This window comes from Streptomyces sp. NPDC059897 (assembly GCF_042730865.1).
Lineage (GTDB): Bacteria > Actinomycetota > Actinomycetes > Streptomycetales > Streptomycetaceae > Streptomyces.
Window position 1 is genome coordinate 112,857 of record NZ_JBHWKQ010000010.1, and the last position, 25,132, is coordinate 137,988.

Consider the following 25,132-nt stretch of genomic DNA (forward strand, 5'->3'; position numbering starts at 1 on the left):
CGGGGATGGCCGAGCGGAAGGCGAAGCGGCAGGACGCCGTGACACAGATCGTGGCGGACTGGGCGCGGGAGCGGCCCGAGCTCGACACCGGACCGCTGGAGGTGCTGGCCCGCCTGCACCGCTCGTTCCTGCGCTACAACACCAAGCTCAACGCCTCGATCGAGCGGCACGGCCTGTCGGTCGCCGGGTTCGACGTCCTGACCGCGCTGCGCCGCGCGGGCAAGCCCTACCGGCTCACCGCCGGGCAGCTCGCCGACTCGGGGCTGGTCTCGTCCGCCGGGGTCACCCTGCGCATGGACCGCCTGGAGAAGGACGGCCTGATAGTGCGCGAGCGGGACGCCGAGGACCGCCGCGTCGTCTACTCCCGCCTCACCGACCTCGGCCTCGCCACGGTGGATGAGGTCTTCACGGACCACCTGGCCAACGAGGAGCGCATGCTCGCCGGCCTCTCCCCGGCGGAGCGCCGCCAACTGGCCCGCCTCCTCGGCAAACTGGAACACTCGATCCTGGACTCGGACGAGCAATGAAAAGGGCGGCTCCCCCCGTGGGAGCCGCCCTTCTCAGTCCGTGGGCCTACTTCTTGTCGAGCAGGTCCTGCACCTTGGACCGCACGTCGTCCGTGTCCAGGCCGCGAATCGTCAGCGTCGTACGGCGCCGCAGCACGTCGTCCTGCGTCTCCGCCCACTCGTGATCCCGCGCGTACACGACCTGCGCCCAGATCTCCGGCGCGTCCGGGTGGACCCGCTCGGCCAGCTCCGGGTTCTCGTTCGCGAGGCGCGCGATGTCGAAGGACAGCGAACCGTAGTGCGTCGCCAGGTGCTTCGCGGTGTCGGCGCCCATCCGCGGACCGGGCGCCGGGCTGTCGACGAGCAGCCGGTGCGCGACGGCACGCGGGTTGGCGACACCCGGCAGCGGCAGCTTCTTCGGCAGCGAGTTGATCGGCTCGTAGTCGTCGCCGAGCGGGTGGCCCGGCAGTGCCTCCAGCTTCTGCATGACCGTGCGGCCGATGTGCCGGAAGGTCGTCCACTTGCCGCCCGCGACGGACAGCATGCCGCCCTTGCCCTCGTTGACGACCGTCTCGCGCTTGGCCTTCGACGTGTCGCCGGGGCCGCCCGGCAGCACGCGCAGACCGGCGAAGGAGTACGTCATCAGCTCCCGCTTGAGCTGCTGGTCACGGACCGAGAACGCCGCCTCGTCGAGTATCTGGTCGATGTCCTTCTCGGTGACCGAGACATCGGCCGGGTCACCCTCGTACTCCTCGTCGGTCGTGCCGAGCAGCAGCATGTCCTCCCAGGGGAGGGCGAAGGTGATGCGGTACTTGTCGATCGGGGTCGCGAGCGCGGCCTTCCACGGCGAGGTGCGCTTCATGACCAGGTGCGCGCCCTTGGACAGGCGGATGGAGGGCGCCGCGTTCGGGTCCTCCATCTTGCGCAGGTGGTCGACCCAGGGACCGGTCGCGTTGAGTACGAGGCGGGCGTTGACCCCGAACTCGTCGCCGCTCGTCCGGTCCTTCAACTCCGCGCCGGTGACCCGGCCGTTGGTGAAACGAAGCCCGGTGACCTCGGAGTGGTTGAGGACGACGGCGCCCGCGTCGACGGCCGCGCGCACGGTCATCAGCGCCATCCGCGCGTCGTTCATCTGGTCGTCGCCGTACACCGCGACGGCCTTGAGGCCCTCGGTGCGCAGCTCCGGCACATCGCGCTGCGCCTTCTCCGGGGACAACAGGTGCCCGACGCCGTCGCCGAACGCGGACAGCGCGCTGTACGCGAAGACACCCGCACCCAGCTTGGCCGCGCCGTGCGGGCCGCCCTTGTAGACGGGCAGGTAGAAGGTCAGGGGGTTGGCGAGGTGCGGGGCCACATTGCGGGACACCGCACGCCGCTCGAAGTGGTTCTCCGCGACCAGCTTCACCGCACCGGTCTGCAGGTAGCGCAGACCGCCGTGGAGCAGCTTGGAGGACGCGGAGGACGTGGCGCCGGCGAAGTCGCCGGCGTCGACCAGGGCCACCCTGAGACCGGACTGCGCAGCGTGCCAGGCAGTGGAGATGCCCAGGATGCCGCCGCCGATGACCAGGAGGTCGTACGTCGCCTTGGAAAGCTGCTCGCGGGTCTCGGCGCGGCTCGGGTTGGAACCGGCGACCGGGTGCGTTCCGAGGGCAGGCACGGTCTGCAGGGTGGACTGGGTAGTCATGGTGGGGTGTTACTCCTCGACAGAGCTGTCTTCGAGCCAGCCCATGGACCGCTCCACGGCCTTGAGCCAGCTCTTGTACTCACGGTCGCGGGTGGCCGCGTCCATGCGGGGGGTCCACTCGGCGGCCCGGCGCCAGTTGGCGCGGAGCTCGTCGGTGTTGGACCAGAAGCCGACGGCGAGACCGGCGGCGTAGGCGGCGCCGAGGCAGGTCGTCTCGGCGACCATCGGACGCACCACCGGCGCGTCCAGGAAGTCCGAGAGGGTCTGCATCAGCAGGTTGTTGGAGGTCATGCCGCCGTCGACCTTGAGCGCGGTCAGTTCGACGCCGGAGTCCTTCGTCATGGCGTCGGTGATCTCGCGGGTCTGCCAGGCGGTGGCCTCGAGCACGGCGCGCGCGAGGTGCGCCTTGGTGACGTAGCGGGTCAGACCCGCGATGACACCGCGCGCGTCCGAGCGCCAGTACGGGGCGAACAGGCCGGAGAAGGCGGGCACGAAGTACGCGCCGCCGTTGTCCTCGACCGAGGACGCGAGCGTCTCGATCTCGGCGGCCGACTTGATCAGGCCCATCTGGTCGCGCATCCACTGCACCAGGGAGCCCGTGACGGCGATCGAGCCCTCGAGCGCGTAGACCGGCTTCTGGTCGCCGATCTGGTAGCCGACCGTGGTCAGCAGGCCCGAGTACGAGTTGATGGCCTTGTCCGCGGTGTTCATCAGCATGAAGGTGCCGGTGCCGTACGTGGACTTGGCCTCGCCCTCGGCGAAACAGGTCTGGCCGAACAGGGCCGCCTGCTGGTCGCCGAGCGCCGAGGCGACCGGGATGCCGCCGAGCACGTCGCCCAGCTTGCCGCCGGTGACCTCGCCGTAGACCTCGGCGGAGGAGTGGATCTCCGGCAGCATCGACATCGGGACGCCGATGGAGGAGCAGATCCGCTCGTCCCACTGCATCTCGTGCAGGTTCATCAGCATCGTGCGGGAGGCGTTGGTGACGTCGGTGTAGTGCTTGCCGCCGTTGACACCGCCCGTCAGGTTCCAGATGACCCAGGTGTCCATCGTGCCGAACAGGATGTCGCCGCGCTCGGCGCGCTCGCGCAGGCCCTCGACGTTGTCGAGCAGCCAGCGGGCCTTGGGACCGGCGAAGTACGACGCGAGCGGCAGGCCGGTCTCGCGGCGGAAGCGGTCCTGGCCGACATTGCGGCCGAGCTCCTTGCAGAGGGCGTCGGTGCGGGTGTCCTGCCAGACGATGGCGTTGTGGACGGGCTCACCGGTGTTCTTGTCCCAGAGCAGCGTCGTCTCGCGCTGGTTGGTGATGCCGATGGCCTTGATGTCGTCGCGGGTGATGCCGGCCTTGGTGATGGCACCGGCGACGACCTCCTGGACGTTCGCCCAGATCTCGTTCGCGTCGTGCTCGACCCAGCCCGGCTTCGGGAAGATCTGCTCGTGCTCCTTCTGGTCGACGGAGACGATCCGGCCGTCCTTGTCGAACACGATGCAGCGGCTGGACGTGGTGCCCTGGTCGATCGCCGCGATGAAGGGGCCGGTGGTGTGTGCGTCGGTCACGGTGTGCTCCTCGTCGTACTGAAGTGGTCGGTCTCGGTGGCGTCGCTCAGAACAGCTTGTAGATCAAGCCGGCGAGGGCACCGCCGACGAGCGGGCCGACCACCGGGATCCAGGCGTACGACCAGTCCGAACCGCCCTTGTTGGGCAGCGGGAGCAGTGCGTGGACGATGCGCGGGCCGAGGTCACGGACCGGGTTGATGGCGTAGCCCGTCGGGCCACCGAGGGAGAGGCCGATGCCGACCACGACGAGCGCGGTGATCAGTCCGCCGAGCACACCCAGGCCGTTGCCCTCGTCGTTCAGGCCCTGCGTGAGGATCGCGAGGACCAGCACGACCGTGGCGATGATCTCCGTGAGGAGGTTCTGGACCGTGTTCCGGATCTCCGGGCCGGTGGAGAAGACACCGAGCACGGGGCCCGCCTCGGGGGCCGCCTTCGGGTCGACGAGACCCTCGTCGTCGGCAGCGGGGCCGTTGTGCGCGATCAGGACCTCGCGGTCGGTGAGGTGGGCGTGGAACTGCCCGTAGTACGCGAGCCAGACCAGAGCCGCGCCGATCATGGCGCCGAAGAGCTGGGAGACCAGGTAGAGCGGTACGTCGCTCCACTTGGTGCCGCCCTCGATGGCGAGGCCGACGGTGACGGCGGGGTTCAGGTGGGCGCCGGAGACGCCGCCCGCCAGGTAGGCACCGGTGAGAACCGCGAAGCCCCAGCCGAACGCGATGGCGACCCAGCCGGCCTCGAAGGCCTTCGAGCGCTTGAAAGTGACGGCGGCGCACACGCCACCGCCCAGCAGAACCAAAATGGCGGTACCGATGGTCTCGCCGAGGAAGATGTCGTGGCTGGACACCCGCGACTCCTTTGTCCTTCGTCCAGGGGAAAACCCGAGTAACGAACCTCCCGGGTCCCTTTCCGGTGGTCCGAGCCCTCAGGCGAGGGTCGGGTCCGGTCTGGCCTGTTCACACTCTAACGCGTATTGCCGGTAGGTGTTCGACAATGCCGACCGATGGACGCGAGTCTCGCTCTGCGGTTCCCGGCTCGTCAAGGGATCTTTTATCGAATGCGCGATCGTTATTGATCGCCTGCGGTTATCGACCCGTCGTTGAGGGGCGGCAGGCCGGTGGGCGTTCAACGATGGTCACTCGGATCGGTGCGTCCTGCACCTTGAGTCGGAGCGGCCCGCGCCCCGGATCGGGACCGCGCGGCTCAGAAGCGGCTGGCGCCCAGATCGCGGGAGACCGCGCGGGCACAGTCCCGCACAGCCGCGATCAGCTCGGGACGCAGCCCGCCGGAACCGGCGTCGCCACCGGCCTCGGGGTCCCTGCAGACACGCTCGACGGCGCCCGTGATGCCCACGGCGCCCACCGGCATCCGGTGCCGGTCGTGGATCGGCGCGGCGACCGAGGCCACGCCCTCCCAGGTCTCCTCGATGTCCGCCGCGTACCCGCGCGCACGGGTGAGGTCGAACACCGCCTCAAGGTCGACGGGGTCGCACACCGTGCGGGCGGTGAAGTCCTTGCGCTCGGCCTCCAGGGCCTCGCTGTGCGCCACCGGGTCGTACGCGGAGAGGACCTTGCCCAGGGCCGTGGAGTGCAGCGGCTGCATCGCGCCCACCTCCAGGACCTGCCGGCTGTCGTCGGGCCTGAAGACGTGGTGCACGATCAGCACGCCTCCCTGGTGCAGTACGCCCAGGTAGACGGCCTCGCCGCTGGAGCGGGCCAGATCGTCGGTCCATACCAGGGCGCGCGCCCGCAGCTCGTGCACGTCCAGATAGCTGTTGCCCAGGCGCAGCAGTTCGGCGCCCAGCTGATAGCGCCCCGAGGCGGAGTCCTGCTCCACGAAGCCCTCGGCCTGGAGGGTGCGCAGGATGCCGTGCGCCGTGCCCTTGGCGAGGCCGAGCGCGGCGGCGATGTCCGAGAGTCCGAGCCGCCGCTCGCCGCCCGCGAGCAACCGGAGCATGGCCGCGGCCCGTTCGAGCGACTGGATGTTGCGTGCCATCGCAGTCCCTTCCTCCTCGGTCTCTCGCTGACAGGTCGCCGGCTGGAGTCGCCATGCAACGTTCGGCAATGCTGAACAGTATCGGTCGTTGCCGACCTCCGGCGAGCGCGGCGTGCGCCATTATTTCCACCGAACGGATCCGGCCACGACACGCGCACACCATTCCGGCTCGTGGACGCACTCACGACGGGACCATGGTCCCCGTTACCCTGACCGGGTGCGCCTTCAGGGAGTGGAGCCGCAAAGCCGACAGCCGTCGCACCTCTGGGAGAACTTTCATGGCCTCGTTGCCAACGCCCGCATCCGATCCCCGCGCCCGTGTGGACGCCCTCCGAGAAGCCCTCGCCACCCGTGTCGTGGTGGCCGACGGAGCGATGGGCACCATGCTGCAGGCGCAGGACCCGACGCTCGACGACTTCCAGCAGCTCGAGGGCTGCAACGAGATCCTGAACGTGACGCGGCCGGACATCGTGCGCTCCGTGCACGAGGAGTACTTCGCCGTCGGCGTCGACTGCGTCGAGACGAACACGTTCGGCGCGAACTTCGCCGCCCTGAACGAGTACGACATCCCCGAGCGCAACTTCGAGCTCTCCGAGGCCGGCGTCCGCATCGCCCGCGAGGTCGCCGACGAGTTCACCGAGAAGACCGGGCAGCAGCGCTGGGTCCTCGGCTCGATGGGCCCCGGCACCAAGCTCCCCACCCTCGGCCACGCTCCCTACACGGTGCTGCGCGACGCCTACCAGACCAACGCCGAAGGCATGATCGCGGGCGGCGCCGACGCCCTGCTCGTCGAGACCACCCAGGACCTCCTGCAGACCAAGTCCGCGATCCTCGGCGCCCGCCGCGCCCTGGATGCCACCGGTGCGAACCTCCCGCTGATCTGCTCGGTGACCGTCGAGACGACCGGCACGATGCTGCTGGGCTCGGAGATCGGTGCCGCGCTGACGGCCCTGGAGCCGCTGGGCATCGACATGATCGGCCTGAACTGCGCCACCGGTCCGGCCGAGATGAGCGAGCACCTGCGCTATCTCGCCCGGCACTCGCGCATCCCGATCTCCTGCATGCCCAACGCGGGCCTGCCGGTCCTGGGCAAGGACGGCGCCCACTACCCGCTCACGGCGGCCGAGCTGGCCGACGCCCAGGAGACCTTCGTCAGCGAATACGGCCTCTCGCTGGTGGGCGGCTGCTGCGGTACGACCCCCGAGCACCTGCGCCAGGTCGTCGAGCGGGTGCGCGGCATGGAGCCCACCACCCGGGCCCCGCAGCCCGAGCCGGGCGCCGCCTCGCTCTACCAGACGGTGCCGTTCCGCCAGGACACCGCGTACATGGCGATCGGTGAGCGCACCAACGCCAACGGTTCGAAGAAGTTCCGCGAGGCCATGCTGGAGGCCCGCTGGGACGACTGCGTGGAGATGGCCCGCGACCAGATCCGCGAGGGCGCGCACATGCTCGACCTGTGCGTCGACTACGTGGGCCGCGACGGTGTCCTCGACATGCAGGAGCTGGCCGGCCGGTTCGCGACCGCGTCCACGCTGCCGATCGTGCTGGACTCGACCGAGGTCGACGTCATCCAGGCGGGTCTGGAGAAGCTGGGCGGCCGCGCGGTCATCAACTCGGTGAACTACGAGGACGGGGACGGCCCCGAGTCGCGTTTCGCGAAGGTCACCAAGCTGGCGCGGGAGCACGGCGCCGCGCTGATCGCGCTGACCATCGACGAGGAGGGCCAGGCCCGCACCCCCGAGCACAAGGTCGCCATCGCCGAGCGGCTGATCGAGGACCTGACGGGGAACTGGGGGATCCACGAGTCGGACATCCTCATCGACACCCTGACCTTCACCATCTGCACCGGTCAGGAGGAGTCGCGGGGCGATGGCGTCGCCACCATCGAGGCGATCCGTGAACTCAAGCGCCGCCACCCGGACGTGCAGACGACGCTGGGTCTGTCGAACATCTCCTTCGGCCTCAATCCGGCCGCCCGTGTGCTGCTCAACTCGGTCTTCCTGGACGAGTGCGTCAAGGCGGGCCTGGACTCGGCGATCGTGCACGCCTCGAAGATCCTGCCGATCGCCCGGTTCGACGACGAGCAGGTCAAGACGGCCCTCGACCTCATCTACGACCGGCGTGCGGAGGGTTATGACCCGCTGCAGAAGCTGATGGAGCTGTTCGAGGGCGTCTCCACCAAGTCGATGAAGGCCGGCAAGGCCGAGGAACTCCTCGCGCTCCCGCTGGACGAGCGCCTGCAGCGGCGCATCATCGACGGCGAGAAGAACGGCCTGGAGGCCGACCTCGACGAGGCGCTCCAGTCCCGGCCCGCCCTCGACATCGTCAACGACACCCTCCTGGAGGGCATGAAGGTCGTCGGCGAACTGTTCGGATCCGGCCAGATGCAGCTGCCGTTCGTGCTCCAGTCCGCCGAGGTCATGAAGAACGCGGTGGCCTACCTGGAGCCGCACATGGAGAAGTCGGACTCGGAGGGCAAGGGCACCATCGTGCTCGCCACCGTGCGCGGCGACGTCCACGACATCGGCAAGAACCTCGTCGACATCATCCTGTCCAACAACGGCTACAACGTGGTCAACCTGGGCATCAAGCAGCCCGTCTCCGCGATCCTCGACGCGGCCGCCGAGCACCGCGCCGACGTCATCGGCATGTCCGGCCTCCTGGTCAAGTCGACCGTGATCATGAAGGAGAACCTGGAGGAGCTCAACCAGCGCAAGCTGGCCGCCGACTTCCCGGTGATCCTCGGCGGCGCCGCCCTGACCCGCGCCTACGTCGAGCAGGACCTGCACGAGATCTACGAGGGCGAAGTCCGCTACGCCCGCGACGCGTTCGAGGGCCTGCGCCTGATGGACGCGCTCATCGCGGTCAAGCGCGGCGTGCCCGGCGCGGTCCTGCCGGAGCTGAAGCAGCGCCGGGTCCCCAAGCGGGACGTGGTGGTCGAGGAGGTGCCCGACGAGGGACCGGTGCGCTCCGACGTCGCCGTCGACAACCCGGTGCCCGCCCCGCCGTTCTGGGGCACCCGCGTCATCAAGGGCATCCAGCTCAAGGAGTACGCGTCCTGGCTGGACGAGGGCGCCCTCTTCAAGGGCCAGTGGGGCCTGCGCCAGGCCCGTACCGGCGACGGGCCCTCGTACGAGGAGCTGGTGGAGTCCGAGGGCCGCCCGCGCCTGCGCGGCTGGCTCGACAAGCTGCACACCGACAACATGCTCGAAGCGGCCGTCGTGCACGGCTACTTCCCGTGCGTGTCCAAGGGCGACGACCTGATCATCCTGGACGACGCGGGCAACGAGCGGACCCGGTTCACCTTCCCGCGCCAGCGCCGCGGCCGCCGCCTGTGCCTCGCGGACTACTTCCGCCCGGAGGAGTCCGGCGAGACCGATGTCGTGGGCCTCCAGGTCGTCACCGTCGGCTCCCGGATCGGTGAGGAGACGGCGAAGCTGTTCGCGTCCGACTCCTACCGCGACTACCTCGAACTGCACGGCCTGTCCGTGCAGTTGGCGGAGGCGCTCGCCGAGTACTGGCACGCGCGCGTGCGTTCCGAGCTGGGCTTCGCGGGCGAGGACCCGGACGAGATGGCGGGCATGTTCGACCTGAAGTACCGGGGCGCCCGCTTCTCCCTCGGCTACGGGGCCTGCCCGAACCTGGAGGACCGCGCGAAGATCGCCGACCTCCTGGAGCCCGAGCGGATCGGCGTCCAGCTCAGCGAGGAGTTCCAGCTCCACCCCGAGCAGTCCACCGACGCGATCGTCATCCACCACCCCGAGGCGAAGTACTTCAACGCGCGGTAATTGCCACCAGTCGTACACTGGTCGGTCCAGCGCAGGCCGGTTGCCCTTGAGCTCGAAAAGGGGCAACCGGCCTCTTCGTCCCTCATGGAGGTGTACGGATGACCAGCACGGTCCCCGCACTCGGTACCCGAACGGCCGAAGGCTCCACGCTTCAGGCCGTGCTCCTCGACATGGACGGAACACTCGTCGACACCGAGGGATTCTGGTGGGACGCCGAGGTGGCCGTCTTCGCCGAACTCGGCCACACCCTCGACGACTCCTGGCGCCATGTCGTCGTCGGCGGCCCCATGACCCGCAGCGCCGGCTTCCTCATCGAGGCCACCGGCGCCGACATCACCCTGCCCGAGCTGACCGTGCTGCTCAACGACGGCTTCGAGAAGCGCATCAGCAACACCCTGCCGCTGATGCCGGGAGCCGCGAGACTCCTCGCCGAACTCGCCGCGCACGACGTGCCCGCCGCGCTCGTCTCCGCCTCCCACCGGCGCATCATCGACCGCGTCCTGGACTCGCTCGGACCGGCCAACTTCCGTCTCACCGTCGCAGGTGACGAGGTCTCACGCACCAAGCCGCACCCCGACCCGTACCTCCTCGCCGCGGCGGGACTCGGCGCCGAACCGGGGCGCTGCGCCGTCATCGAGGACACCGCCACCGGCGTCACATCGGCCGAGGCCGCGGGCTGCCAGGTCGTCGCCGTGCCGTCCGTCTCACCGATCGAGCCCGCGCCCCGGCGCACCGTCGTCCGCTCCCTGGAACACGTCAACGTGCCTTTCCTGAAGGGACTCATGACGTCCTGAAGTCCGCGGGGTGGCTGAATCGATGCGCACGACAAGCCCGTTGCGCATGTGACGTTTCCCACTTCCATGGGGGTCGACAGTCCGTCGGGCACATGCTGCGCCACCGCTTTCCGTGCGGTGCGGAGTGCCCTTGTGTCCCGATTGGCCACCCCATGCGACGAACCTTCCTCCTGAGGTGTTTTCGGTGCGTCCACGCCTGATTCCACAGCGTGATGAAAGCTCCGATCCCGCGCCCGCGAACCGCGGCGGCACGCCCATTAATGTCGTCGCGAGAACATCGCCGTACCCTCCCGTCGCCCACGCGTCCCACCCCTTTCGCCGGGCCGGCGGGTTCAACAGCTCTGGAGAACTTCGAGCATGAACCGCAAGACTTTGGTGCTGCCGGCCATCATCGGTCTGCTGGCCCCCGTACTCGCCGCATGCGGCGGGTCGGACAGCGGAGACGCGGGCGGCGACGCGATCAAGGTGGGCACCACGGACCGGTTCATCGCCTCCGGGAAGGTCCCCGCGCCGTTCGACCCGGCGTACGCCTACGACACCGGGTCCTGGAACGTGCTGCGCCAGACCGTGCAGACGCTCATGGCGATGCCGCGCAGCGGCAGCGGCGAGCCCGTCCCCGAGGCCGCCCAGAGCTGCATATTCTCCGACAGCGGCAGCGAGCGCTACGCCTGCAAGCTGCGCAAGGACCTCAAGTTCGCCGACGGCAAGCCGATCACCGCGGCCGACGTGAAGTACTCCATCGACCGCGTGCGGAACATCAAGTCCGACAGCGGCTCCTACGGTCTGCTCTCCTCGATCGACACCATCGAGACCCAGGGCGACCGCGAGGTCATCTTCCACCTCAAGTCCCCGGACGCCACGTTCCCGTACAAGCTGGCCACACCCTCCGCCGGCATCGTCGACCCCGACGAGTACCCGAAGAACAGGCTGCGCAACGGCTTCAAGGTGAACGGCTCCGGCCCCTACACCCTGAAGGCCACCGTCAAGGACGACGCCGTCGTCAAGACCGTCTTCACCAAGAACCCCAACTACAAGGGGCAGTTGAAGCCGAAGAACGACAAGGTGGAGCTGGACTCCTTCACCGACGCCGACGCCATGGGCAAGGCGCTGGAGAAGGGCGACATCGACATGATGACGCGCACCATGTCGCCCGAGCAGATCAAGAAGTACTCCAACAGCGCGCCCGAGAACATCAACCTGGTCGAGATGCCCGGGATGGAGATCCGCTACCTCGGCTTCGACACCAAGGCGAGCACCGTCCGCGACAAGGCCGTCCGCCAGGCCATGGCGCAGCTCGTCGACCGCGGCGAGCTCGCCTCCAAGGTGTACGGCACCGGCGCCGAGCCGCTCTACTCGCTCGTGCCCAGCGGCATCACCGGCCACCAGAACTCGTTCTTCAACAAGTACGGCGACCCCAGCAGGTCCAAGGCCGCCTCGATCCTGCGGCAGGCCGGCATCAACACCCCGGTCAAGCTCACCCTGCACTACACGAGCGACCACTACGGATCCGGCACGAAGAGGGAGTTCGAGCTCCTCCAGAAGCAGTTGAACTCCAGCGGCCTCTTCCACGTCGACATCAAGGGCGACGTCTGGGACACCTACCGCGACGCCCAGCTCAAGGGGAAGTACGACGTCTACGGCCTCGGCTGGTTCCCCGACTTCCCGGACGCCGACAACTTCCTCGCGCCGTTCCTCGACGAGGACAACTTCCTGGCGTCCCCGTACGCCAACAGCCAGATCCGCGGTGACCTGATCCCGGCCGAGCGCCGCGAGGCCGACCGGCTCACCGCGTCCAAGCCCATCCAGCAGATCCAGAACGTCGTCGCCGACGACGTGCCGGTCCTCCCGCTGTGGCAGGGCAAGCAGTACGTCGCCGCCCGCGACGACATCACCGGGGTGGAATGGGCGCTGTCCGCCTCCTCGGTCCTTCAGCTGTGGGAGCTGGGCCGCGGCGTCAGCGGCTGAGCCCACCCCGGGGCCGGTCCACTCGCGGGCCGGCCCCAGCCCGTCCGCTCGACCGACGACAAGGCACGTACGTGAGAATGCGCAACCAGTGGCTGGTCATGCCCCTCGGCGCGGGACTCGCCGCGGCACTCCTGACCGGCTGTGGCTCTGACGAGAGCGACTCCGCCGACGGCGGCGACGCCGTGGTCATGGGCATGTCCGACGACATCCAGGCCACCGACCCGGCCTCCGGCTACGACCCCGGCTCGTGGCTGCTGTTCAACAACGTCTTCCAGTCCCTGCTCAGCTTCCCCAACGGAGGCACCGAGCCGAAGCCGGAAGCCGCCAAGGAGTGCCACTTCAGCGACAGCGCCACCAAGGTCTACACGTGCACGCTCCGCTCCGGCCTGGAATTCAGCAACGGTCACGCGCTCACGTCGAAGGACGTCAAGTTCTCCTTCGACCGCATGATGCGGATCAACGACGAGGCCGGCCCCGCGATCATGTTCCCGATGCTGGACAAGGTCGAGACGCCGGACGCGAAGACCGTCACCTTCAAGCTGAAGTCCGCCGACGCGACCTTCCCCAGCAAGATCGCCTCGGGCGCCGGATCGATCGTCGACCACACCGCGTACCCCGCGGACAAGCTCCGCACCGACGGGAAGGCCGTCGGCTCCGGCCCGTACAAGCTCGACTCCTTCGGCAAGAAGCAGGCCGCCTTCTCGGTCAACGCCAAGTACCAGGGCACCGCCAAGGTCAAGAACCACGGCGTCACCATGAAGTTCTTCCACGGTGACCAGGCCGGTCTGAAGAAGTCCCTGCTCGCCGGGAAGCTCGACCTCGCCTACCGCGGCCTCGCCGCCAAGGACGTCGCCGACATCCAGGAGTCCGGCAGCAAGAACCTGGACGTCATCGAGGGCACGAGCGCCGAGGTCCAGCACCTCGTCTTCAACATGGACGACCCGGTCGCCGGCAAGATCGGCGTCCGCAAGGCGATGGCCCACCTGATCGACCGCGACGCCCTCATCGAGGACGTGTACGACCAGACCGCCACATCGCTGTACTCGATCATCCCGGCGGGCATCACCGGCCACAACACCGCGTTCTTCGACAAGTACGGGGCCCGCCCCTCCAAGAGCAGGGCGGCGGCCGCGCTGCGCGCCGACGGCATCAGCACCCCGGTCAAGCTCACGCTCTGGTCCACGCCCGCGCGCTACGGCCCCGCCACCGACGCCGAGCTGAGGACCATGGCCAAGCAGCTCAACGCCAGCGGCCTGTTCGACGCCGACGTGAAGTCCGTCGAGTTCGCCCAGTACGAGCGCGACATCAAGTCCGGCAAGTACGGCGTCTACGTCAAGGGCTGGGTGCCCGACTACCCGGACCCGGACAACTTCACCCAGCCGTTCTTCGGCGAGGGCAACGTCCTCGACAACCGCTACGACAACGGCACCATCACCGACCGGATCATCCCGGAGACCGGCGCCCAGAGCGACCGCTCGGGGACGGCCCCGCGCTACGAGCAGCTGCAGAACATCGTCGCCGACGAACTGCCGATCCTCCCGGTCTGGCAGGCCAAGCAGTACGCCGTCGCCAAGTCCGACGTGTACGGCCTGGAGAACTGCCTCGACGCGTCGACCGTCTTCCGGTTCTGGGAGATCAGCAAGGGCTGACCGCCGAACGAGGAACCGCCCCGGCCTGTGCAGCGCCGGGGCGGTTCTGGGTTCCGGGGCAGGTCGGCCTACTGGGCGCCGGGGCGGACCAGACCGCTCTCGTACGCGTACACCGCCGCCTGCACCCGGTCCCGCAGGCCCAGCTTCGTCAGCACATGGCCGACATGTGTCTTCACCGTCGTCTCGCTCACGAACAGGTCGGCGGCGATCTCGGCGTTCGACAGGCCGCGCGCGACCAGCTTCAGCACCTCCACCTCCCGCTCCGTGAGGGTGTGCAGGGTGTCCGGGACCGGCTCGTCGCCCGACGGCAGATGGTCCGCGTACTTGTCGAGCAGCCGGCGCGTGATGCTCGGCGCCAGCATCGCCTCGCCGGCCGCCACCACCCGGATCGCCTGCACCAGCTCGCCCGCGGGCGCGTCCTTGAGCAGGAAGCCGCTGGCCCCCGCCTTCAGCGCCTCCACCACGTACTCGTCGAGATCGAACGTGGTCAGCACCAGGACCTTCGCCGGGCCGTCCTTGCCGGGGCCCGAGATCTGCCGGGTCGCCTCCACGCCGTCCATCCGCGGCATCCGGATGTCCATCAGGACCACATCGGGCTGCAGGGCACGCACCTGGTCGAGCGCCTGCAGACCGTCCCCGGCCTCGCCGACCACCGCGATGTCCTGCTCGGCCTCCAGGATCATGCGAAAGCCCGTACGCAGCAGCGGCTGGTCGTCGACCAGTAGGACGCGGATGGCCACGAAACTCTCCTTTGATCCTTCGATAGACCCGGCGGCCCATTCTGCCCTGCTATGCCTGCGGGAGGTCCTCCACCCCGGCCGGAGCCGCCGAGACGATCTGCAGCGGGTACGGCGGGGGAGTGCCGCCGAACTCCGGGCACACCGCCTGGTGGTCGCACCAGCCGCACAGCTTCGTCGGCCGCGGCCGCCACTCGCCCGTCTCCGTCGCCTGCTGGATCGCCTCCCACAGAGCGAGCAGCTTGCGCTCCACCCGCTCCAGATCCGCGGGCACCGGGTCGTACGTCACCACGTCCCCACTGCCCAGATACACCAGCTGGAGGCGGCGCGGCACGACCCCCTTCAGGCGCCACACCACCAGCGCGTAGAACTTCATCTGGAACAGCGCGCCCTCCGCGTACTGGGGGCGCGGCGCCTTGCCCGTCTTGTAGTCGACGATGCGCACCTCGCCCGTCGGCGCCACGTCCACCCGGTCGATGATCCCGCGCAGCTTCAGGCCCGACTCCAGCTCGGCCTGCACGAACAGCTCCCGCTCGACGGGCTCCAGACGCGTCGGATCCTCCAGCGTGAACCAGCGCTCCACGAGGCGCTCCACATCGCCGAGCCAGCGCGCCATCCGCTCGCCCGCGGCCTCCTCGCCCTCGCCCGCGTCGGCGAACAGCTCCGCCAGCTCCGGCTTCGACTCCCGCAGCCGCTCCCACTGGCCGGGGATCAGCGCGGCGGCCCGCGGCACCGTCCGCTCGTCCGCCGGCGCGTCGAACAGCCGCTCCAGGACGGCATGGACCAGCGTGCCCCGCGTCGCCGCCTCGCTCGGCTTCTCCGGCAGCTTGTCGATCACCCGGAATCTGTACAGCAGCGGGCACTGCATGAAATCGCTCGCGCGCGACGGCGAGAGCGACCCCGGCGGGGCGGGCACACCCCGTGTGGGGGCCTGATCGGTGCTGGTCTCCATGGTTCACGACGATACGGGCCCGCACTGACAGTCAGGCACCTGCACGCGAGGCCGCGTCTTGCGTAGCGTGGCGCGGGGGAGTCGACGGGGGTCCGTCGGCACCGTCCGCATACCATCGACGCCAGAACGTCCCGCCGGGCGGCGGGAAACGCTTCGAACGAGGGGACCGAGGGATCACCGTGGACGAGAGCGGGCAGCCGCAGTCCGGCACCGGCGAGGCGACGCCGCCCCGGCCGCCGGCCGCGGTCGAGCCGGACGCGACCGAAGCCCGCGCAACCAGTGAGGCCCAGGAGCCGGGCGAACCGGAAACGCCGCAGGACCGCGGCGAGCGCGGCACCGGCGCGGAGCCGCCGCGCGCGGCCACCGAGGACCCGGACCACCCGGCGCGGGAGGAGCGGCCCGGTACACAACCGGCCGACCCGCCCGCGGACCCGGCCGCCCCGCCGCAGGACGCGCCTCCCGCGCACCCCTACGACCGTCACCCCGAGCGCGCCGCCGCCACCTCCGGCAAGCGCAAGGGCGCCATCAAGGGCCCCACCAAGCGCCCCGAACCGCGCGGCGGACTCCTCATGGGCCGCCCCTTCGGCGTCCCCGTGTACGTCGCCCCCAGCTGGTTCCTCGTCGCCGCGCTCATCACCTGGGTCTTCGGCGGCCAGCTCGACCGCGTGCTGCCCGAGCTCGGCGCCGCCCGCTACCTCGTCTCCCTCTTCTTCGCCGTCGCGTTCTACGCCTCCGTGCTCATCCACGAACTGGCCCACACCGTCGTCGCACTGCGCTACAAGCTCCCGGTGCGCCGCATCCAGCTCCAGTTCTTCGGCGGCGTCTCCGAGATCGAGAAGGAGTCCGAGACCCCCGGCCGCGAGTTCATGCTCGCCTTCGTGGGCCCGCTGCTCTCCCTCGTCCTCTCCGGCGTCTTCTACGCGGCGATGCGCGCCGTCGAACCCGGCACCGTCCCCGGCGTGCTCCTCGCCGGCCTGATGATCTCCAACCTGATCGTCGCCGCCTTCAACCTCCTGCCAGGACTCCCGCTGGACGGCGGCCGCATGCTCCGCGCCATCGTCTGGAAGCTCACCGGCAAGCCCATGACCGGCACCATCGCCGCCGCCTGGGTCGGCCGCGCCCTCGCCGTCAGCGTCCTCATCGGCCTGCCGCTGCTCACCCAGTCCGGAGCCCTCGGCGAAGGCGCCGAAGAGTCCGGCGGCATGGACACCCTGATGGACGCGCTGCTCGCCGCCATCCTTGCCGCGATCATCTGGACCGGTGCAGGCAACAGCCTCCGTATGGCACGACTGCGCGAACACCTCCCCGACCTGCGCGCCCGCACCCTGACCCGGCGCGCCGTCCCCGTCGAGGCCGAGACCCCGCTCTCCGAAGCCCTCCGCCGCGCCAACGAGGCGGGCGCCCGCGCCCTCGTCGTCGTCGACGCCGACGGCGACCCGCACTCCTTGGTCCGCGAGGCCGCCATCGTCGGCATCCCCGAACACCGCCGCCCCTGGGTCCCCGTCAGCGGCCTCGCCCAGGACCTCACCGACGGCATGCGCGTCTCCGCCGAACTCGCCGGCGAGGAACTCCTCGACACCCTCCGCGAGACCCCCGCCACCGAATACCTCGTCGTCGAGGAGAACGGCGCCATCTACGGCGTCCTCTCCGCGGCCGACGTGGAACGCGCCTTCGTCAAGGCCATGGCCCGCCCCTCGTAGCGGCACCGTGGTCGGCGTCCCCCGCCGGGCCCGGTAGGCTGTTCGCATGTCCGAACCGACCGGTGCCGCCCGCAGGCGCGGGCCCTTCACGGTCGGGGACCAGGTTCAGCTGACCGACCCCAAGGGCCGCCACTACACGTTCACGCTCGAAGAGGGAAAGAACTTCCACACCCACAAGGGTTCCTTTCCTCACGACGAGCTGATCGGCGCACCCGAGGGCAGCGTTGTCCGCACCACCGGAAACGTCGCCTACCTCGCGCTGCGCCCCCTGCTCCCCGACTACGTCCTGTCCATGCCCCGCGGCGCCGCCGTGGTCTACCCCAAGGACGCGGGGCAGATCCTCGCCTTCGCCGACATCTTCCCCGGCGCCCGCGTCGTGGAAGCGGGCGTGGGCTCCGGCTCGCTCAGCAGCTTCCTGCTGCGCGCCATCGGCGACCAAGGCATGCTGCACTCCTACGAGCGCCGCGAGGACTTCGCCGAGATCGCGAAGGGCAACGTCGAGCGCTACTTCGGCGGACCGCACCCCGCGTGGCAGCTCACCGTCGGCGACCTCCAGGACAACCTGTCCGACGGCGACGTCGACCGCGTCATCCTCGACATGCTGGCCCCCTGGGAGTGCCTGGACGTCGTCAAGAAGGCGCTCGTCCCCGGCGGCATCCTGTGCTGCTACGTCGCCACCACGACGCAGCTCGCCCGCACCGTCGAGTCCATCCGCGAGATCGGCTGCTTCAACGAGCCGACCTCCTGGGAGTCGATGATCCGCAACTGGCACGTGGAGGGCCTCGCCGTCCGCCCCGACCACCGGATGATCGGCCACACCGGCTTCCTGCTCACCGCCCGCCGCCTCGCGGACGGCGTCGAGCCGCCCATGCGCCGCCGCCGCCCCGCCAAGGGCGCCTACGGCGAGGACTACGACGGCCCCAACGCCGCCGGCGGCAACCGCGGCCGCTGAGCCGCCCAGGACACAAAGCGCACAACGCGACAGCGCCGCCGCGGAGTTCCCCACGTCAACGGGAACTCCGCGGCGGCGCTTGTTCGTTGGCGAAACGGCAGCACCAGGACCAGATATCACCTGAGAAAGAACGGACCCCGCCGTTCCCGCGCACTGTGACGTATGGCACGATGCTGGCCACCCCCACCGGCACAGCCCTCACAGGAGACGCTCCTCGTGCAGCAATCCGCCGTCCCGGAACTGGCGCACACCACCACACGACCCATCCACTGGCTGGCCACCGCGGCAGCCCTCGCCGCGGTCGTCGCGGTCTCCGGCTTCCTCAAGCCGGACTCCGCCACCGCGGCCCAGGCCGACCACAAGGCTCCCAAGGACAGACCCGCGGCCGTCGCCGCACCCGACCCCGCCGCCGTCCGGTTCCCGCTCGACTGCGGGCCCGTCAAGACCAAGGTCGTCCGCCAGGCGGCCGGCGACCTCGACGGCGACGGACGCCCCGAGACGGTCGCCGTGGTCCGCTGCGACGCCGGCGTCGGCACACCGCCCAGCGGCATCTACGTCGTCACCCAGCCCGCGGGCGCCGAGCCGCGCGTCGTCGCCACGCTCGTCGAGCCCAAGGACAACTACTCGGCGAGCACCCTCGCCATAGAGGACGGCTCCGTCGTCGCCGCCCTGGACGGCTACTCCTCCGACTCCGTGCCCCGCTACCGCCCGGACGTCCACGAGAAGGCCAAGTGGCAGTGGAAGGACGGGGCGTTCGTCCGCTCCACGCCCTCCGAGGCCCGCGCCGCCTGACGGCACCGAACGCAACGGGCCCCGTTCGCCGGAAAACCGGCAAACGGGGCCCGTTCGTACACTTCGGGCTACGCCGCGTTCACTCCGCGTCGGGCCCGTGCACCTCGACCCTGTCCGAAACCCGCCGCACATGGATGCAGTCGCCCGGACACTCCTTCGCCGACGCCACCACGTCCGTGAGAAGCGGAAGCGGCACAGGCGTCGCCGCGCCCACGTCCTGCAACAGCTCGTCGTCCGCGCTCTTCACATACGCGAGACCGTCGATGTCCAGCTCGAAGACCTCGGGAGCGTACTGCGCGCAGATCCCGTCGCCGGTGCACAGATCCTGGTCGATCCACACCTCCAGCGGAACGTCGCTGTCGGTACCGGATCCGGCCTCTTGCCGCACGCTCATGTCTCCTGCCGTTTCCTGCGTCGCGGCCCCCGAAAAGCTCCTTCGCAGGAGCAAGTCGGGCCGAGCCTGACGGGTGTTGAACGCTTCGACCCTACAACCGGCCGCTTTCCGATGTTGTTGGGTGGGTATTCCCCTGGCGTGAGGGAGAGCGCAAGGGTGAAGATCGGACACACCCCATCGTCTTTTTGATCTAGGGGTTTCAATCGACACCCGCCCAGGTAGGGTCTGGAAGCGTCCAGCTCCCCTTGGAGGAGGTGAGGACCGTGGCAGCCCACGACGACGACATCAACCGCGGCATCCGCCCGGGACGAGGGTCTGAAGACCCTGCCGGGCAGGTTGCCTATCTCGAGCAGGAAATCGCCGTCCTGCGGCGCAAGCTCGCCGACTCTCCGCGACACACGAGGATTCTCGAAGAGCGGATCGTCGAACTGCAGACAAACCTGGCCGGCGTGTCCGCCCAGAACGAGCGGCTCGCCAACACACTCCGAGAGGCCCGCGACCAAATCGTGGCCCTCAAGGAAGAAGTCGACCGGCTCGCACAACCACCGGCAGGCTTCGGAGTCTTCCTCTCGGCCAATGAGGACGGCACCGCCGACATCTTCACCGGCGGCCGCAAACTCCGTGTGAACGTGAGCCCAAGCGTCGAACTCGAAGAGCTCCGGCGCGGCCAGGAACTCATGCTCAACGAAGCGCTCAACGTGGTCGAGGCCATGGAGTTCGAGAGCGTCGGCGACATCGTCACCCTCAAGGAAATCCTCGAGGACGGCGATCGAGCCCTCGTGGTCGGGCACACCGACGAGGAACGGGTGGTACGGCTCGCCGAGCCGCTCCTGGACGTCACCATCCGCCCCGGCGACGCCCTCCTTCTCGAACCCCGATCCGGCTATGTCTACGAAGTCGTACCGAAGAGCGAAGTAGAGGAACTGGTCCTCGAAGAGGTCCCGGACATCGGCTACGAGCAGATCGGCGGCCTGGGCAACCAGATCGAACTGATCCGCGACGCGGTCGAGCTCCCCTACCTCTACCCGGACCTCTACCGGGAGCACGAACTGCGGCCGCCCAAGGGCGTCCTCCTGTACGGGCCCCCCGGATGCGGTAAGACCCTGATCGCCAAGGCAGTCGCCAACTCCCTGGCCAAGAAGGTCGCCGAAGTGACCGGCGTGGCCCAGGGCAAGAGCTACTTCCTCAACATCAAGGGCCCCGAGCTCCTCAACAAGTACGTCGGCGAGACCGAGCGGCAGATCCGCCTCGTCTTCCAGCGTGCGAGGGAGAAGGCCAGCGAGGGCACCCCCGTCATCGTCTTCTTCGACGAGATGGAATCGCTGTTCAGGACCCGAGGATCCGGCGTCAGCTCGGACGTGGAGAACACCATCGTCCCGCAGCTGCTCGCCGAGATCGACGGCGTCGAAGGCCTGCAGAACGTGGTGGTGATCGGCGCCTCGAACCGCGAGGACATGATCGACCCCGCGATCCTGCGACCCGGCCGACTCGACGTAAAGATCAAGATCGAGCGCCCGGACGCCGAAGCAGCCAAGGACATCTTCGGCAAGTACCTCACCGAGCGCCTGCCGCTTCACCTCGACGACCTCGACGAGCACAGCAGCGACCGGGCCGCCACCGTCCACGCCATGATTCAGACGGCCGTGGAGCAGATGTACGCCGAATCCGAGGAAAACCGCTTCCTCGAGGTGACGTACGCGAATGGCGACAAGGAAGTCCTCTACTTCAAGGACTTCAACTCCGGCGCAATGATCGAGAACATCGTCGGCCGCGCCAAGAAGATGGCCATCAAGGCCTTCCTCGAGCAGAACCAGAAGGGGCTCAGGGTCTCCCACCTCCTGCAGGCTTGCATCGACGAGTTCAAGGAGAACGAGGACCTGCCCAACACCACCAACCCGGACGACTGGGCCCGAATCTCCGGCAAGAAGGGCGAGCGGATCGTCTACATCCGCACGCTCGTCACCGGAAAGCAGGGCGCGGACACCGGACGCTCCATCGACACGGTGGCGAACACCGGTCAGTACCTGTAAAAGACAGGGTGGCTGCGGGTGCCCGAACCGGGTACCCGCAGCCGACTGTTTTGCGGCAACACTCCGCGGCACACCACAGGAACCGACCACGCCACCCGCCGCTCGAAGCCGGAGCGAATCCAATGACGCAAATGATCTCCCCACCAGCGCAAAGGCGTTCTAGGCTCTTTCCTGCCGCCGGGTCGCGCAGTGCGGGGACGGGCACCGCACACGCACCGGAGAACCAGCGGTACTTGAGCGACGCCCCCGACCGAGGGCGCTGCCGGGCAAGGAGGGCCGCATGACCGTACGGCGAGTAATGGGCATCGAGACGGAATACGGGATCTCCGTCCCCGGCCACCCCAACGCCAATGCCATGCTCACCTCGTCCCAGATCGTCAATGCCTACGCCGCGGCGATGCACCGGGCCCGCAGGGCCCGCTGGGACTTCGAGGAAGAGAACCCGCTGCGCGACGCGCGAGGCTTTGACCTCGCACGCGAGGCCGCCGACTCCAGCCAGCTCACCGACGAGGACATCGGCCTGGCCAACGTCATCCTCACCAACGGAGCGCGCCTCTACGTAGACCACGCACACCCCGAATACAGCGCCCCGGAGGTCACCAACCCCCGCGACGCCGTGCTCTGGGACAAGGCCGGCGAGCGCATCATGGCCGAGGCCGCGGACCGGGCGGCCCAGCTGCCCGGAGCCCAGCCCATCCACCTCTACAAGAACAACACCGACAACAAGGGCGCCTCCTACGGGACGCACGAGAACTACCTGATGAAGCGGGAGACCCCCTTCTCGGACATCGTGCGGCACCTGACCCCGTTCTTCGTCTCGCGTCAGGTCGTCACGGGGGCCGGCCGCGTCGGCATCGGCCAGGACGGCCACGAGCACGGCTTCCAGCTCAGCCAGCGCGCCGACTACTTCGAGGTCGAGGTGGGCCTCGAGACCACCCTCAAGCGGCCCATCATCAACACGCGCGACGAGCCGCACGCGGACGCGGAGAAGTACCGCCGCCTGCACGTGATCATCGGCGACGCGAACCTCTCCGAGATCTCGACCTACCTCAAGCTCGGCACGACGTCACTCGTTCTGTCCATGATCGAGGATGGCTTCATCGCGGTCGACCTGGCCGTGGACCAGCCCGTCCGCACCCTCCACCAGGTCTCGCACGATCCCTCCCTGCAACACCTGATCACCCTGCGTAGCGGACGCACACTCACCGCGGTGCAGCTCCAGATGGAGTACTTCGAACTCGCCAGGAAGTACGTGGAGGAGCGCTTCGGCGCCGACGCGGACGACCAGACCAAGGACGTCCTGAGCCGCTGGGAGGACGTACTGGGGCGCCTGGAGACGGACCCGATGAGCCTCTCCGGCGAGCTCGACTGGGTCACCAAGCGTGAACTCATGGAGGGCTACCGGCGCCGCGACGAGCTCGAATGGGACGCCGCGAAGCTGCACCTCCTCGACCTCCAGTACGCCGACGTACGGGCCGAGAAGGGCCTCTACAACCGCCTGGAGGCGCGCGGCAAGATGAAGCGCCTCCTGGACGAGACAGAGGTCGAGAACGCCCGTACGAAGCCGCCTGAGGACACCCGCGCGTACTTCCGCGGACGCTGCCTCGAGCAGTACGCGGACGACGTCGCGGCGGCCTCCTGGGACTCGGTCATCTTCGATCTGCCCGGCCGGGACTCGCTGCAGCGCGTCCCAACCCTGGAACCCCTCCGCGGAACGCGTAACCACGTGAAGGAGCTCCTGGACAGGTGCCGCACGGCCGAGGACCTGGTCAGGGTGCTGTCCGGGCAGTGACCCGCGGGTAGATCCGCCGATGATCAATCAACGATCCGGGGCTGAAAAGTCGGCGGCAGGGGAATCACAGAGGTGGGCCCCGCACGTTGCACAAAGTGCGGGGCCGATGTCAGAGCCGACGCGTAGGGTTCTGATCACGAACGACCTGAGCGAACCACGTCGTCCACGGCGTGGATGTCGAACCGAGCGGGGTGAGCTGGACATGGCAACCAAGGACACCGGCGGCGGACAGCAGAAGGCGACGCGCTCCACCGAGGAGGTCGAGGAGCAGCAGGTCGACGAGCAGTCGACCGAGGACCTCAAGGAGCGCCAGGAGAAGCTGAGCGATGACGTCGACTCGGTTCTGGACGAGATCGACGACGTCTTGGAGGAGAACGCAGAGGACTTCGTGAGGTCATTTGTCCAAAAGGGTGGGCAATAGGATGCAATGTCCGATTCGACGGTGAAGAAGTGCTCTAGCTGTCAGGAGTCACTGCCTGTGAGCACGTTCGCGGTCAATCGGTCACGGCCCGATGGGCTCCAGGCCAATTGCCGCGAATGTGCCGCAGCGTTCTACAAGCGCCGCCAGGAAACTCTTGGCAAGAGTGTGCGCGAGAAGGTGGACGTCCCGGAAGGGCACAAGCTGTGCCGCACGTGCGGTGAGATCAAGCCGCACGCCGAGTGGCACCGCAATGCGAGTGCATCCGACGGGCTGTCGACCAAATGCAAGGCGTGTCGGGCCATCCAGGGGAGACAGGATCACCTCAAGCGCAATTACGGCCTCACGGAGGCCCAGCGTGACGAGATGGTCGCCTCGCAGGTGGGTATCTGCGTGATCTGCCTGAATGCCCCGGCAGTACATGTGGATCATTGCCACGAGACGGGTAGGGTCCGTGGCGTACTGTGCTTCAACTGCAATTCGGCCATCGGCAAGTTGGGAGACGATCCCGACACCGTCCGTCGGGCCGCAGCCTACTTGGAAGGAAACGCGTGGAAGCCAACCCTCGTAGCACCGGGCGTCTACCGGCTGCCTTCCTGACGCCCGGGTCGTCGTCGTTCATGGACTTCCTGTCCGAGCACCAGCCCGAAATCCTGCCGGGCAACCGGCAGTTGCCGCCGACGCAGGGCGTCATCGAGGCCCCGCACGGCACGACCATCGTGTCCATCACCTTCCCCGGCGGCGTCGTGCTCGCCGGTGACCGGCGGGCCACGATGGGGAATGTGATCGCGCAGCGCGACATCGAGAAGGTCTTCCCGGCGGACGAGTACTCGGCCGTGGGTATCGCCGGCACCGCCGGTCTGGCCGTCGAGATGGTGAAGCTCTTCCAGTTGGAGCTGGAGCACTTCGAGAAGGTCGAGGGTGCGCAGCTGTCGTTGGAGGGCAAGGCGAACCGGTTGTCGACCATGATCCGGTCGAATCTCGGTATGGCCATGCAGGGGCTGGCCGTGGTGCCGCTGTTCGCGGGTTATGACGTGGATCGTGAGAGGGGTCGGATCTTCTCGTACGACGTCACGGGCGGCCGCAGCGAGGAGCACGGTTTCGCCGCGACCGGTTCCGGTTCGGTGTTCGCGCGTGGGGCGATGAAGAAGCTCTACCGCGAGGATCTGACGGAGGAGCAGGCGACGACGCTGGTCGTTCAGGCGCTGTACGACGCGGCGGACGACGACTCGGCGACCGGTGGTCCCGACATGGCCCGGCGGATCTTCCCGATCGTCACGGTGATCACCGAGGACGGGTTCCGGCGGCTGTCGGACGACGAGTCGTCCGCGATCGCCCGGTCGATCCTGGAGCGCCGCATGGAGCAGCCGGACGGCCCGCGGGCCGCTCTGCTCTAGCCGGCCCGGTCTCCTTTGGTTGCCTACTCATCG

General features: G+C 68.7%; 20 protein-coding genes. 13 read left to right on the plus strand and 7 right to left on the minus strand.

Annotation, left to right across the window (positions count from 1 at the left end; translation table 11 throughout):
- Positions 1–5: 5 nt before the first annotated feature.
- Entirely contained in the window at positions 6–527 is a 522-nt protein-coding gene (locus tag ACFV9W_RS14065; protein ID WP_385759576.1) for a MarR family winged helix-turn-helix transcriptional regulator, read from the plus strand.
- Between the two features lie 46 nt (positions 528–573).
- Here ACFV9W_RS14065 and ACFV9W_RS14070 read toward each other — a convergent pair whose 3' ends face one another.
- The 4 genes from ACFV9W_RS14070 to ACFV9W_RS14085 form a co-directional block, all read right to left on the minus strand.
- Positions 574–2,190 carry an FAD-dependent oxidoreductase gene (locus ACFV9W_RS14070; protein ID WP_385759578.1) on the minus strand — a complete coding sequence of 539 codons (1,617 nt, stop codon included), beginning with the start codon at positions 2,188–2,190 and terminating at the stop codon, positions 574–576.
- Positions 2,191–2,199: 9 nt separating this feature from the next.
- Positions 2,200–3,747: a glycerol kinase GlpK gene (glpK, locus tag ACFV9W_RS14075; RefSeq protein ID WP_385759581.1), complete on the minus strand. Its 1,548-nt coding sequence runs from the start codon at positions 3,745–3,747 to the stop codon at positions 2,200–2,202.
- A 46-nt stretch (positions 3,748–3,793) separates the two neighbouring features.
- Positions 3,794–4,591: an MIP/aquaporin family protein gene (locus tag ACFV9W_RS14080; protein WP_385759584.1), complete on the minus strand. Its 798-nt coding sequence runs from the start codon at positions 4,589–4,591 to the stop codon at positions 3,794–3,796.
- A 356-nt stretch (positions 4,592–4,947) separates the two neighbouring features.
- Entirely contained in the window at positions 4,948–5,739 is a 792-nt protein-coding gene (locus ACFV9W_RS14085; RefSeq protein ID WP_385759586.1) for an IclR family transcriptional regulator, read from the minus strand.
- A 278-nt stretch (positions 5,740–6,017) separates the two neighbouring features.
- Here ACFV9W_RS14085 and metH point away from each other — a divergent pair, with 278 nt between their 5' ends.
- The 4 genes from metH (at position 6,018) to ACFV9W_RS14105 (ending at position 13,935) form a co-directional block, all read left to right on the plus strand.
- Positions 6,018–9,527, plus strand: coding sequence for a methionine synthase (gene metH / locus ACFV9W_RS14090; protein ID WP_385759589.1), 3,510 nt, complete (start codon positions 6,018–6,020; stop codon positions 9,525–9,527).
- A gap of 98 nt (positions 9,528–9,625) precedes the next feature.
- Positions 9,626–10,321: an HAD family hydrolase gene (locus ACFV9W_RS14095; protein WP_385759591.1), complete on the plus strand. Its 696-nt coding sequence runs from the start codon at positions 9,626–9,628 to the stop codon at positions 10,319–10,321.
- 357 nt (positions 10,322–10,678) lie between these two features.
- Positions 10,679–12,286, plus strand: a complete 1,608-nt coding sequence (locus ACFV9W_RS14100; protein ID WP_385759594.1) for an ABC transporter substrate-binding protein — start codon at positions 10,679–10,681, stop codon at positions 12,284–12,286.
- Between the two features lie 71 nt (positions 12,287–12,357).
- Positions 12,358–13,935 carry an ABC transporter substrate-binding protein gene (locus tag ACFV9W_RS14105; RefSeq protein WP_385759597.1) on the plus strand — a complete coding sequence of 526 codons (1,578 nt, stop codon included), beginning with the start codon at positions 12,358–12,360 and terminating at the stop codon, positions 13,933–13,935.
- 68 nt (positions 13,936–14,003) lie between these two features.
- Here the strand turns inward: ACFV9W_RS14105 and ACFV9W_RS14110 are convergent, their stop codons facing one another.
- Together ACFV9W_RS14110 and ACFV9W_RS14115 are read right to left on the minus strand one after the other, a co-directional pair.
- Positions 14,004–14,675, minus strand: a complete 672-nt coding sequence (locus tag ACFV9W_RS14110; RefSeq protein ID WP_266721484.1) for a response regulator transcription factor — start codon at positions 14,673–14,675, stop codon at positions 14,004–14,006.
- A gap of 49 nt (positions 14,676–14,724) precedes the next feature.
- Entirely contained in the window at positions 14,725–15,624 is a 900-nt protein-coding gene (locus ACFV9W_RS14115) for a RecB family exonuclease (RefSeq protein ID WP_385759601.1), read from the minus strand.
- Positions 15,625–15,803: 179 nt separating this feature from the next.
- Here ACFV9W_RS14115 and ACFV9W_RS14120 point away from each other — a divergent pair, with 179 nt between their 5' ends.
- The 3 genes from ACFV9W_RS14120 to ACFV9W_RS14130 all read left to right on the plus strand — a co-directional run bounded on the left by ACFV9W_RS14120 (position 15,804) and on the right by ACFV9W_RS14130 (position 19,068).
- Entirely contained in the window at positions 15,804–17,324 is a 1,521-nt protein-coding gene (locus tag ACFV9W_RS14120; protein WP_385759603.1) for a site-2 protease family protein, read from the plus strand.
- 46 nt (positions 17,325–17,370) lie between these two features.
- Positions 17,371–18,276 carry a tRNA (adenine-N1)-methyltransferase gene (locus ACFV9W_RS14125; protein WP_266721490.1) on the plus strand — a complete coding sequence of 302 codons (906 nt, stop codon included), beginning with the start codon at positions 17,371–17,373 and terminating at the stop codon, positions 18,274–18,276.
- A 216-nt stretch (positions 18,277–18,492) separates the two neighbouring features.
- A complete protein-coding gene (locus ACFV9W_RS14130; RefSeq protein ID WP_385759606.1) occupies positions 18,493–19,068 on the plus strand; it encodes a hypothetical protein in 576 nt (191 codons plus the stop codon).
- 79 nt (positions 19,069–19,147) lie between these two features.
- On the opposite strand, the gene ACFV9W_RS14135 is transcribed toward ACFV9W_RS14130, so the two are convergent.
- Positions 19,148–19,462, minus strand: coding sequence for a ferredoxin (locus tag ACFV9W_RS14135; protein WP_385759609.1), 315 nt, complete (start codon positions 19,460–19,462; stop codon positions 19,148–19,150).
- A 263-nt stretch (positions 19,463–19,725) separates the two neighbouring features.
- Between ACFV9W_RS14135 and arc the strand changes: the two genes are divergently transcribed.
- From arc to prcB, 5 genes are all read left to right on the plus strand, one after another.
- The gene (gene arc / locus ACFV9W_RS14140) at positions 19,726–21,492 is read left to right on the plus strand and encodes a proteasome ATPase (protein ID WP_385759612.1); all 1,767 of its coding nucleotides are present in this window, start codon (positions 19,726–19,728) and stop codon (positions 21,490–21,492) included.
- A 280-nt stretch (positions 21,493–21,772) separates the two neighbouring features.
- Positions 21,773–23,284, plus strand: a complete 1,512-nt coding sequence (gene dop / locus ACFV9W_RS14145; RefSeq protein ID WP_385759614.1) for a depupylase/deamidase Dop — start codon at positions 21,773–21,775, stop codon at positions 23,282–23,284.
- Positions 23,285–23,486: 202 nt separating this feature from the next.
- Complete coding sequence (locus tag ACFV9W_RS14150) at positions 23,487–23,705, plus strand: ubiquitin-like protein Pup (protein WP_385759617.1); 219 nt, start codon at positions 23,487–23,489, stop codon at positions 23,703–23,705.
- Between the two features lie 6 nt (positions 23,706–23,711).
- Positions 23,712–24,302 carry an endonuclease VII domain-containing protein gene (locus ACFV9W_RS14155; RefSeq protein ID WP_385759620.1) on the plus strand — a complete coding sequence of 197 codons (591 nt, stop codon included), beginning with the start codon at positions 23,712–23,714 and terminating at the stop codon, positions 24,300–24,302.
- Positions 24,254–25,099, plus strand: coding sequence for a proteasome subunit beta (gene prcB, locus ACFV9W_RS14160; protein WP_385759622.1), 846 nt, complete (start codon positions 24,254–24,256; stop codon positions 25,097–25,099). Before ACFV9W_RS14155 ends, prcB begins: the two co-directional genes overlap by 49 nt.
- Positions 25,100–25,132: the final 33 nt, after the last annotated feature.

Bases quoted from the DNA above. Each gene is read 5' to 3' on its own strand.
- ACFV9W_RS14065 (WP_385759576.1), top strand. From the start codon at position 6: ATGGCCGAGCGGAAGGCGAAGCGGCAGGACGCCGTGACACAGATCGTG.
- ACFV9W_RS14070 (WP_385759578.1), bottom strand. From the start codon at position 2,190: ATGACTACCCAGTCCACCCTGCAGACCGTGCCTGCCCTCGGAACGCAC.
- ACFV9W_RS14085 (WP_385759586.1), bottom strand. From the start codon at position 5,739: ATGGCACGCAACATCCAGTCGCTCGAACGGGCCGCGGCCATGCTCCGG.
- metH (WP_385759589.1), top strand. From the start codon at position 6,018: ATGGCCTCGTTGCCAACGCCCGCATCCGATCCCCGCGCCCGTGTGGAC.
- ACFV9W_RS14095 (WP_385759591.1), top strand. From the start codon at position 9,626: ATGACCAGCACGGTCCCCGCACTCGGTACCCGAACGGCCGAAGGCTCC.
- ACFV9W_RS14100 (WP_385759594.1), top strand. From the start codon at position 10,679: ATGAACCGCAAGACTTTGGTGCTGCCGGCCATCATCGGTCTGCTGGCC.
- ACFV9W_RS14115 (WP_385759601.1), bottom strand. From the start codon at position 15,624: ATGGAGACCAGCACCGATCAGGCCCCCACACGGGGTGTGCCCGCCCCG.
- ACFV9W_RS14125 (WP_266721490.1), top strand. From the start codon at position 17,371: ATGTCCGAACCGACCGGTGCCGCCCGCAGGCGCGGGCCCTTCACGGTC.
- ACFV9W_RS14135 (WP_385759609.1), bottom strand. From the start codon at position 19,462: ATGAGCGTGCGGCAAGAGGCCGGATCCGGTACCGACAGCGACGTTCCG.
- dop (WP_385759614.1), top strand. From the start codon at position 21,773: ATGACCGTACGGCGAGTAATGGGCATCGAGACGGAATACGGGATCTCC.
- ACFV9W_RS14150 (WP_385759617.1), top strand. From the start codon at position 23,487: ATGGCAACCAAGGACACCGGCGGCGGACAGCAGAAGGCGACGCGCTCC.
- ACFV9W_RS14155 (WP_385759620.1), top strand. From the start codon at position 23,712: ATGTCCGATTCGACGGTGAAGAAGTGCTCTAGCTGTCAGGAGTCACTG.